Genomic DNA, 9,485 nt, shown 5'->3' with positions numbered 1-9,485 from the left:
TGAACTGCACCCCAATTGTTAGACACATCTAACAATTGGAGGTGCAGTTTTTATATGACTAAATATAGCTCAGAATGTAAACTCAAGGCAGTGTTAGCTTACCTAAATGGAACAGCTTCCTTTCAAACAATAGCTACTCAATTTAATATTAGCTTAACTCCTCTTAAGAATTGGGTAGCTCAATATAAAGCACATGGAAAAGAAGCGTTTTCGCTTTCATCCTATACAAATGATGATTTGAATCTTAAAATGAATGTACTAAACTATATTAATGATTTTAGAGTTACGCCTAATGAAGCAGCTGCGATTTTTAACATCTCATCTCCTTCAACTGTATACAAATGGGTTGAATTGTTTAACATGGCTGGTATTGACGCTCTGAAATCAAAGAAAAAGGAGCGTCCATTCATGAAAAAAGAGTCAATGAAACAAAACAAACATAGTGCAGTTAAGGGATCAATTGAAGAACTGGAAGCACGTATTAAACAACTTGAAATGGAAAATGCCTATTTAAAAAAGTTGAATGCCTTAGTTCAAAACAAGGAAAAATCACTAAACAAGACAAAGCACAAGTAATCTATGAATTAAGGCATGCATTTCCGGTGAAAGCATTAGTGAAACTAGCAGGAATTCCTCGAAGCACTTATTACTACTATGTATGCCAAATGGACAAAGTGGATAGAGATACGGATTTGAAAAAGGAGATTCAAACGATTTATGAAGAACATGAAGGTCGTTACGGTTACCGTAGAATTCGTGATGAGCTCGGGAATCGTGGGAAGAAAGTGAATCATAAAAAGGTTCAACGAATTATGAGGCAGCTTGGATTAAAATCTCTTGTCCGTTTGAAAAAATATAAATCGTATAAAGGAACAGTCGGTAAGATTGCGCCAAATCTCTTGGATCGTCAATTTACTGCGAAAGCTCCAAACCAAAAATGGGTGACAGATATTACGGAGTTTAAACTACATGGAGAAAAGCTGTATTTATCACCTGTATTAGACTTATTTAATGGTGAAATTATCACCTATACCATTGGCTCCCGACCAACGTATTCATTAGTTGCCGAGATGGTGGAGAAGGCATTAGAGAAATTGCCAGAAAAGCATCAACTACTGATGCATTCAGACCAAGGATGGCATTATCAAATGGACAAGTATCGTAAATTACTTCAAGCTAGAAAAATTAGACAAAGTATGTCTCGAAAAGGAAACTGTTACGACAACTCTGTGATGGAGAATTTCTTCGGGATTATGAAATCAGAATTCCTCTACTTGAAGGAATTTGAAAGTGTCGAACATTTTAAACAAGAATTAGAAAAATATATAGAATACTATAATACGAAACGGATTAAGGAAAAATTCAAAATGAGTCCGGTGGAATACCGAACTCATTTTGAACAAGCTGCCTGATGAAATAACTGTGTCTAACTTTTTGGGGTCACTTCAAAATGACAGTCTTATCTTATACTATTGCTACCGTTTGTTTAATAAGGTTTTTATGTACCTTGAATTTCTGTTTTTATAACTGAACAATCTATACATAAATAATAAAAAATATTCATCTCACTTAATTGAAAATATTGAGGTTCCCAAACCATCGAACAATTTAAACACGAAAATAACGGCAAAACAGATAGTTCGTTCGTTTTTACCTTTATTTAAATAAAGGAATAGGGATTTAAAGTATTACACCAGAAAAATTCCCTTTTAATACTTCTTTTTCATTCTGGTTTTTACATAAAAAGGATGCAATAATAGCTGTTCGGTTATTTTCTTGCCGTTCGTATTTTTCAATTTTAACATCACAAATGATCGTATCCCCCGTAAAAACAGGTCTTAAGAATTCAAAATTCATATTACGCGCGAGTACGTTATTATCTCCACCTACTTTTGTTGGCAGTGTTGCCGTTAATAATCCTTGGATTACAAGTCTTCCTTGTTCATCTGGGGTTGTATGATGAATCCCTTCATCACAGGAAATCTCAGTAAATAATTCAACATCTCTTACGGTAAAAGTCCGTTCAAATGTAATGATATCTCCTACTTTTAATGGCATATACATCCCCTCCAGCACTATAAATATTTTTTAATATGTAAGAAAATTTTGATGTTCCCAATCTTTTGGTTTAATGTTCTTATTCATCCATTTTTTATATGGTGCTTGGTAGGGAGTGGAGGCGATTAATTTATTACTGTGCCAGCATGCTGCTCCTGAACGAATCATCTCATCGAGCAGGGTTGGAAGAAATTCTTCTGGTTGGAGTTGGAAGGAGTAGCGTGAAAAATCTTGAAACCAACCACACTTTAGTAAGTAATTATCAATTTCTTCTTTTGCTAATCCGTTTTTAATAATTAATGTGAAAGAAAAAATCCTCTTGCAGGCATGCCATGATACTTTTTCTGGATCCCTGAGCCATTTTTCTAATCGTTTCCTTGCCGCATCAATAGCAACCAGAGGATTCTCTATTTGAGGTCCATGCCCTGAATAGGCCAGTTGAATCTGGAGCTTTGACAACCGATCCAAACTTTCTAGGGATCGTTGGATAGATGTCACACCCTCTCGAAAGATATTTAACCATCCGACATCATTTTTATGGAAGAGATCCCCACAAATTAATGTCCTTTCTTCAGGTTCATATAAAGAAATGTGCCCTAACGTATGCCCTGGTGTGTACAAGACTTTCAAGGTTCTACATCCTGTATTAATTTCATCGTTATCTGAGAGCTTTGTATCGACTCGATAAGGTTCTACCGGTTGATCTAACCATTCTGCACTACAAGCTTCAGAATCACAAGAATTAATTAAATCTGCTTCCCATTTATGAGCAGCAATCGTCACACCATACTTTTTTTGGAGATAAAAATTGCCTCCTACATGGTCACTATGATAGTGCGTGTTTACAATTAGGTGTAATTCTTCTGGTGAAACACCTGCTTCTTTAATTAATTGTACTGTATCTTTCGCATCGCTCCCAAAACCAGTATCAATAAGGATCGGGAGCTGATCCTTAATAAGGATTATGTTCGCACTTGGGAATTTTCTTTCAAAAAAAATAATATTGGATTTTTCCATAAGCTATCCCTCCTTACATTCAATAACTACACATTTATACTATACATAATTTACAGAATATTTAAAATATAAATATCATTCCTTTGTTTACAGTTACAACTTATTTGGGGCTGAAAATTTTTAAGGATATTGAGGAACGATACAACATCTCTGCAGATGAAATGATTCGTCATGGTGTTAAAACCAAATACAGGCTGCCAACAAGTGGTTGAAGTACGTGAAATTGAATCGGATATTTCTTTTCTACGTAACTTTTTAATTAAGGTTTTTTTGATGAGAGAAGACATGTGCTTGTGGTTGGCGAACATGAAGCTAAAATACAAAAAGTACAGATCAGCATCCTCACTAAACAAGAGAGACTAAGCAATTTCCTTGATTTGTTTGAAATAGTATTAGACGATAAAACACAAAACCTCTTTATGAATTTTACGAGTCTGAAGATAAAGATATTACATATTCATTATTTGTTAATCCTGAAGAAAACGAATTTGAACTTGCCATTCGATATGCAAGAATACCCTATATATACAGCTGGATACAAAGGGAATCAGAATAAAGGAGAAATTTATGAGGAACTCATTGAAGGTAGCCATATATTCTTTCATGATGAACCTATGAATATTGCGCAAGGTTATAAAGCGATTTTCGATTAAGAAAGAGACAAAAAATAAATATCAATCTTTAGATTAAATAAAGACCTCTACATTGAGGTCTTTCATTTTAGATATGTTTTTGTACATTTTTTGCTGAGATCTATTATTTCACTAATTCGCCTGTTGGCTCTATAAGATATTGATTGTTTTACACTATATATTACTTTAACAAATGTTGGATTAGGGAATATTATACTACTATGCTATACTTATACCACCATTTTAGATCTTGTTTCATTTTTAGTTGCATTTAAACCCTATTCATTAGTTGAATGGGTTTTTTTACTTATACGTATATCTATAAACAAAAAAGCAAACCCAAAAGGGTCTGCTTTTTTGACTGGTTATTACTTAAGCTTTTTGAACATTAGTAGCTTGTAAGCCACGTTGTCCTTGTTCTACTTCAAACGTTACACTTTGTCCTTCGTCTAAAGATTTGAAACCTTCGCTTTGGATAGCTGAGAAATGTACGAATACGTCTTCTCCACCTTCACGCTCGATGAACCCAAAACCTTTGTCTGCATTAAACCACTTAACTTTACCTTGTTCCATAATTGTTGCCTCCTAGTGTGGCCACCCACACATGTGTTACTACTCTTGCTCAAATACCTTAGACAAAAAACAAAATTTATTCTCAATCTGAAACCGAACAAAAATAATTCTTTTTAAGAATAACACATTATTAATAGAATAGCAAATTATGATAAAAATATTTAAAACCACCTTAATTCACATACACTTACTACCTTCAAAATTTCTATCCACTTAATTGAAATAGAAAAAGCCAACGGTTACCCGCTGGCTTTTTCACTACAAATATTTCTTATAAATCCCCTTACTATCATACGTATAAAGAATCGGCTTCTCCTCCACCTTCGTCTCTAAATGAACACCACGACCCCAAAGCTGATAAATATAAGGCATCACTTTCTCCAAATACTTCACGTCTAATTCAATGCCTTCATACCAGTGCTTCAAGTAAAGTTCACCGTTCCGCAAATAGTCACCATCATTCACCGTTATATAAGGGAATCCTCCATTTACACGCATATTTACTAGTTGATCTCGCACACCTTTCCATTCTTTATCAACAATCTTATAATCCTTGCCTTGCTTCTGGAACAAGTACATATCTTCTCGCATGACAAGATCTTTCGTTAAGTAATTACGTAAGAAGGAAATATCCGATTCTACTTCACGCACTTCAAACATCTGCTCTCGACCTGAGTTTGGCTTCACACCACGACGAATCATTTCTTCCGTTGGATTGTTGTAACGCTCTTCAATATCTTCAAAGATTTTCAAACCTAAGTAATAAGGATTAATGCTTGTGCGAGATGGCTGAACAACTCCTGCATTAAGCTTCGCGAATTCTAAAGACTCTCCCGATGTTAAGTCCATTTCACGTAGGATTCGTTGATGCCAGTAGGATGCCCAGCCTTCGTTCATGATTTTCGTCTCTAGCTGAGGCCAGAAATATAACATTTCTTCACGAATCATTGTGAGAATATCACGTTGCCAGTCTTCTAATTCACGGCTATATTGTTGGATGAAAAGTAGCAAGTCCTTCTGTGGCTGTGGTGGAAATTTTTTGTATTTCTTTTTAACAGTTTCTTTTTTTACTTCCTTCTTATCTAATCCCCATAAATCGTCATAAGGAGAAGCAATTGGTTTAATTTCCTCTTCCTCTTCTTCCATCTCAATCGTAGTAGCTGGATGCAGTAAAGCTGGATCAATATGTTCTTCAATTGAGAGCACTGCATCAAGAAATACTTCTACTTCTTTCTTTCCATGTTCGATTTCATATTGGCGAATACGATCTGCTGTAGCAGCCATACTTTCTACCATGTCACGCTTTGTGTTGTGAAAACGAATATTGTTTTTGAAGAAATCACAGTGTGCTAATACGTGAGCAACAATTAGTTTATTTTGAATCAATGCGTTCGAATCTAACAAGAAGGCATAACACGGATTTGAATTAATAACCAGCTCATAAATCTTGCTTAGGCCAAAATCATATTGAATCTTCATTTTATGGAATTGCTTTCCGAAGCTCCAATGTGAATAACGTGTAGGCATTCCATATGCGCCAATCGTATAAATAATTTCACTTGGGCAAATTTCATATCTCATTGGATAGAAATCTAATCCAAATCCTTTAGCAATCTCCGTTATTTCATCAATAGATTTTTCTAAATCCTTTTGATCATCTATTCTCACCTTACTCCCTCCTTTTCCTTCTTATCACATAGTATGAGAGGACATGAAGAAAATGACGTAACAATCTATGATAATGAAGAAGAAAAAATATTTTATTTTATCTGATTTTTCCGATAATCGTTCGTGTGTTATAGTAATTTGTAGAGATGAAACATGAGTTTTCTGTTTCACTCCTATTAATTGAACGACTATAAAATATCCACGAAAGGGAGTGTTTATATATGATGAAATCAGTGAAGTTGGAGAGTGTATGGCAAGAGGAGGTATTTGCCGTTTAATAAACGACAGCGATCCTCCTCATCATAGTTATGAGTTATATTTAGGAGGAAACTATGAATAAAGTGAATTTAGTTGAAATCGGACTATCTGATCGTTTTAGTCAGGAAGCTACCATGTATGATGGATTGTATATTGCTCGCGTGTCATCGCAGCATAAAGATTTATATAAAGTAATTTGTGAAAATGGTGAAATTCAAGCTAAGATTTCCGGAAAGATGAGTTATGTCGCAGAGCAAAGTGTAGACTATCCAGCAGTTGGTGATTGGGTAATGATTGATCGTACAACTAACGATGATGGAAATGCAATTATTCATCACTTTTTAAGACGAAAAAGTATTTTTGAACGAAAAGCAGCTGGTACCTCGAACCAAAGTCAAATCGTGGCGACAAATATTGATATTATATTCATTGCGATGTCATTAAATAATGACTTTAATTTAAGACGACTGGAACGTTATTTATCCGTTGCTTGGGATAGTATGGCAACACCTGTTGTTGTATTAACAAAATCTGATATATGTGAAGATGTGTCAGCAAAGCTATCTGAAGTAAGTACAGTGGCCATTGATGTCGATGTAATTGTTACATCATCTATAAGTGAGGATGGGTACAACAAAGTGATGGATTATATGACAAGCGGTAAAACGGCCGCTTTCATAGGATCTTCTGGAGTCGGAAAATCAACATTGATTAATCGCTTAATGGGTAAAGATGTACTCGCTACTAGCGATATTCGTGAAGATGATAAAGGGCGTCATACCACTACACATAGGCAACTATTGATTATACCAAATGGCGGCGTTGTTATAGATACACCAGGAATGCGCGAATTACAAATTGAAAGCGCTAACTTGACTGATTCTTTTAACGATATTGAAGAATATGCAGCTAACTGTCGCTTCAATGATTGTAGCCATGAAAGTGAACCGAATTGCTCAGTAAAGGCAGCAATAGAAGATGGACTTCTCACACCTAAAAGACTAGCCAACTATAAAAAACTGCAAAAAGAAGCAAAATATCAAAATTTAAATTCCATTAAACGTGAACGAGAAAAGATTAATAATATGTTCGGTAGTATGAAAGCTATGAAAAAAGTTTCTAGGCATGTGAAAGAAAAGAACAAACGAAGATAATGTTTACTCAAAGAAGCAGGTGCAAATAATGCCTGTTTCTTTGCTTTTGTACAAAAAAATAAGGCTATTCTTTATAGAAGAGCCTGTCTCGTTTATTGATATGCTCGATATTTCCCTTCCCTTTTACGACTTAGTTTTCCTTCACACTCAATTTTAATTTTTTTTATAAATTTTCTTTTTCTAGCTAGTTGAATGTTATGAATCAACAACATAGGTAAGAAACCGATGATGCTGCCAATTACGTATAGAAGTATATCATCGATGTCAAAAACTCCAAATTTTAAAATGCCTTGAATTAATTCAAAAGTCAATCCGATTGTAGCAGCAACCATTATGACATACCGTACTTGAAAAAAACGTTTTGAAATAAGAGGTAGCATTGCTCCAAGGGGTGCAAATGCAATTATATAACCTGCTAATTTTTTCACTTTAGCTATAAACGGAATATCGACAAAAAACAAATAGTCAAACATTGTTCGAAAAGGTATGATGCTAGCTGCGTCCCAACCTTTTTCTATGTAACTTATACGAAAATTCTTCAAATGTTCAATGGCTTCTGGAACAGGATAGTATTTCAATAGGATTACTTTCGTCAAAATTACTAAATACAAACTAAAGACAATAACTAAACCACATTTTAACACGCGCTTCAAGTGCTCACCTCTTTTACATTTCACTATTTTATTTTCAATTCTTATCTTGAATATTACATTGTATTTCTAAAGAATTTATAAGAGAAATTATTAATAATTTCTTAAGATTTTATGCTGTGTTTTTTTTACACCTATATATTAATATACGTATATCAACATTAAAAAGTTTCAACCGCAAAAAAAAGAAAACCTTTAACACATTAGGTTTTCTTATCCATTATTCCTATTTTCTTGCAATTCATTAATATATCCCTTCAACAAAATGATGTAAATGCAGGTCTAAAGATTCAAATAAAAAACCGAGTTGAGTTGCCTTCATAGTAGAAATTGTACAATTAATTAAATTATTATAAGGCCCTTTTACTCCTTTTAAAGATATTTTAACTTTTTTACCTATACTTGATGAAATATAATCGAGTAGCTCTCGGATTGTTATTGCCCCTTGGCTACAAGCATTTATTGGTCCCGAGAAATCCACTTCACTTATAAATTTCATAAAGCAAGCTACTTCACTAGCTAAAACCTAAAAATCATGAGCACGTTATCTTAATCATACAATGATAAAAAACGAACAACGGAGGTTCTCTATGCAAATTCATGTTGTACAACAAGGGCAAAATATATATGGCATTGCTAATGCCTATAATACAAGTCCAGACAGTATTATTAAAGCAAATGAATTGAAAACCCCTAATGAATTAGTCATTGGTCAAGCACTTGTTATTCCTATTCAAGGCAGTTATTATTGGGTAGCTCCTGGAGATAGTTTATGGAGTATTGGAAGAAAGTTTGGTCATACACCTCAAGCTATTGCTCAAGCAAATAACATATCCGTTAATACACCCTTATCTGTCGGTCAAAAATTATACATTCCTCCTCGAAGAAAGCGCAATGCTGAGTTCAATGGCTACGTCGAACCAAGAGGCTCTAGTGTTTCCCCTACTTTAGAGAAAGGTGCACGGGATGCTGCTCCTTATTTAACGTATTTGGCTCCTTTTAGCTTTCAAGCAAAAAGAGATGGCACCCTAGTAGAACCATTATTAAATGATTTTCCGAACATCGCTAAACAAAACAATGTTGTGCTCATGATGGTTATTACCAATCAAGAAAATGATGCGTTTAGCGATGAACTTGGTCATATCTTATTAACAGATATGGACATTCAAAATACCTTCTTAAATAATATTGAAAAAACAGCAAAGAAATACGGATTTCGCGATATTCACTTTGACTTTGAACACCTTCGTCCAGAAGACAAAGATGCCTATACGGCTTTTCTACGTAAAGCAAAAGATCGCTTCAAAAAAAACGATTGGTTCTTATCCATTGCTCTTGCTCCAAAAACGAGTGCTACCCAAAAAGGCATATGGTATGAAGCACATGATTATAAAGCCCAAGGTGCCGTTGTTGATTTCGTAGTCATTATGACGTATGAATGACCTTACGTCTTGCAAAGGGAACAGGTAGCATTT

At 34.5% G+C, this 9,485-nt stretch carries 9 protein-coding genes and 2 pseudogenes; 5 read left to right on the top strand and 6 right to left on the bottom strand.

Translation table 11 applies throughout. The annotated features are described in order from the left end of the window. Nucleotides 1–54: 54 nt before the first annotated feature. A protein-coding gene (locus tag V7014_RS06760; RefSeq protein WP_335505442.1) for an IS3 family transposase occupies nucleotides 55–1,412 on the top strand; the annotation gives its coding sequence in 2 pieces (ribosomal slippage) (nucleotides 55–511 and nucleotides 511–1,412; 1,359 coding nt in all). A gap of 268 nt (nucleotides 1,413–1,680) precedes the next feature. Here V7014_RS06760 and V7014_RS06755 read toward each other — a convergent pair. Then, nucleotides 1,681–2,058: a hotdog domain-containing protein gene (locus V7014_RS06755; RefSeq protein WP_335505440.1), complete on the bottom strand. Its 378-nt coding sequence runs from the start codon at nucleotides 2,056–2,058 to the stop codon at nucleotides 1,681–1,683. A 30-nt stretch (nucleotides 2,059–2,088) separates the two neighbouring features. After that, nucleotides 2,089–3,075 (bottom strand): MBL fold metallo-hydrolase, encoded by a 987-nt coding sequence (locus tag V7014_RS06750; protein WP_335505438.1) that lies wholly within the window; start codon nucleotides 3,073–3,075, stop codon nucleotides 2,089–2,091. A 101-nt stretch (nucleotides 3,076–3,176) separates the two neighbouring features. On the opposite strand from V7014_RS06750, the pseudogene V7014_RS06745 reads away from it, so the two are divergent. Both V7014_RS06745 and V7014_RS06740 read left to right on the top strand, forming a co-directional pair. Then, nucleotides 3,177–3,372 (top strand): annotated as a pseudogene (locus V7014_RS06745) (SpoVR family protein); the annotation flags it as partial. A gap of 122 nt (nucleotides 3,373–3,494) precedes the next feature. After that, nucleotides 3,495–3,728: a hypothetical protein gene (locus tag V7014_RS06740; protein WP_335505436.1), complete on the top strand. Its 234-nt coding sequence runs from the start codon at nucleotides 3,495–3,497 to the stop codon at nucleotides 3,726–3,728. A gap of 351 nt (nucleotides 3,729–4,079) precedes the next feature. On the opposite strand, the gene V7014_RS06735 is transcribed toward V7014_RS06740, so the two are convergent. Both V7014_RS06735 and V7014_RS06730 read right to left on the bottom strand, forming a co-directional pair. Further along, nucleotides 4,080–4,280, bottom strand: coding sequence for a cold-shock protein (locus tag V7014_RS06735; RefSeq protein ID WP_205064168.1), 201 nt, complete (start codon nucleotides 4,278–4,280; stop codon nucleotides 4,080–4,082). Nucleotides 4,281–4,538: 258 nt separating this feature from the next. Continuing rightward, nucleotides 4,539–5,948 carry a SpoVR family protein gene (locus V7014_RS06730; protein WP_335505431.1) on the bottom strand — a complete coding sequence of 470 codons (1,410 nt, stop codon included), beginning with the start codon at nucleotides 5,946–5,948 and terminating at the stop codon, nucleotides 4,539–4,541. Nucleotides 5,949–6,280: 332 nt separating this feature from the next. On the opposite strand from V7014_RS06730, the gene rsgA reads away from it, so the two are divergent. Then, the gene (gene rsgA / locus V7014_RS06725; RefSeq protein WP_335505428.1) at nucleotides 6,281–7,360 is read left to right on the top strand and encodes a ribosome small subunit-dependent GTPase A; all 1,080 of its coding nucleotides are present in this window, start codon (nucleotides 6,281–6,283) and stop codon (nucleotides 7,358–7,360) included. Between the two features lie 92 nt (nucleotides 7,361–7,452). Here rsgA and V7014_RS06720 read toward each other — a convergent pair whose 3' ends face one another. Next, complete coding sequence (locus V7014_RS06720) at nucleotides 7,453–8,004, bottom strand: VanZ family protein (protein ID WP_335505455.1); 552 nt, start codon at nucleotides 8,002–8,004, stop codon at nucleotides 7,453–7,455. Nucleotides 8,005–8,254: 250 nt separating this feature from the next. After that, nucleotides 8,255–8,509 carry a hypothetical protein gene (locus V7014_RS06715; RefSeq protein WP_335505426.1) on the bottom strand — a complete coding sequence of 85 codons (255 nt, stop codon included), beginning with the start codon at nucleotides 8,507–8,509 and terminating at the stop codon, nucleotides 8,255–8,257. Nucleotides 8,510–8,600: 91 nt separating this feature from the next. Between V7014_RS06715 and V7014_RS06710 the strand changes: the two are divergent. Beyond that, nucleotides 8,601–9,449 (top strand): annotated as a pseudogene (locus V7014_RS06710) (LysM peptidoglycan-binding domain-containing protein); the annotation flags it as partial. Between the last annotated feature and the right edge of the window lie 36 nt (nucleotides 9,450–9,485).

The sequence above is a fragment of the Bacillus sp. JJ722 genome, assembly GCF_036963345.1.
Taxonomy (GTDB): Bacteria; Bacillota; Bacilli; order Bacillales; family DSM-1321; genus Bacillus_AD.
The sequence above is the reverse complement of the archived record's forward strand: the minus strand, read 5'-3'. Positions and strand labels throughout refer to the sequence as shown.

Bases quoted from the DNA above. Each gene is read 5' to 3' on its own strand.
- V7014_RS06755 (WP_335505440.1), bottom strand. From the start codon at position 2,058: ATGCCATTAAAAGTAGGAGATATCATTACATTTGAACGGACTTTTACC.
- V7014_RS06750 (WP_335505438.1), bottom strand. From the start codon at position 3,075: ATGGAAAAATCCAATATTATTTTTTTTGAAAGAAAATTCCCAAGTGCG.
- V7014_RS06740 (WP_335505436.1), top strand. From the start codon at position 3,495: ATGAATTTTACGAGTCTGAAGATAAAGATATTACATATTCATTATTTG.
- V7014_RS06735 (WP_205064168.1), bottom strand. From the start codon at position 4,280: ATGGAACAAGGTAAAGTTAAGTGGTTTAATGCAGACAAAGGTTTTGGG.
- rsgA (WP_335505428.1), top strand. From the start codon at position 6,281: ATGAATAAAGTGAATTTAGTTGAAATCGGACTATCTGATCGTTTTAGT.
- V7014_RS06715 (WP_335505426.1), bottom strand. From the start codon at position 8,509: ATGAAATTTATAAGTGAAGTGGATTTCTCGGGACCAATAAATGCTTGT.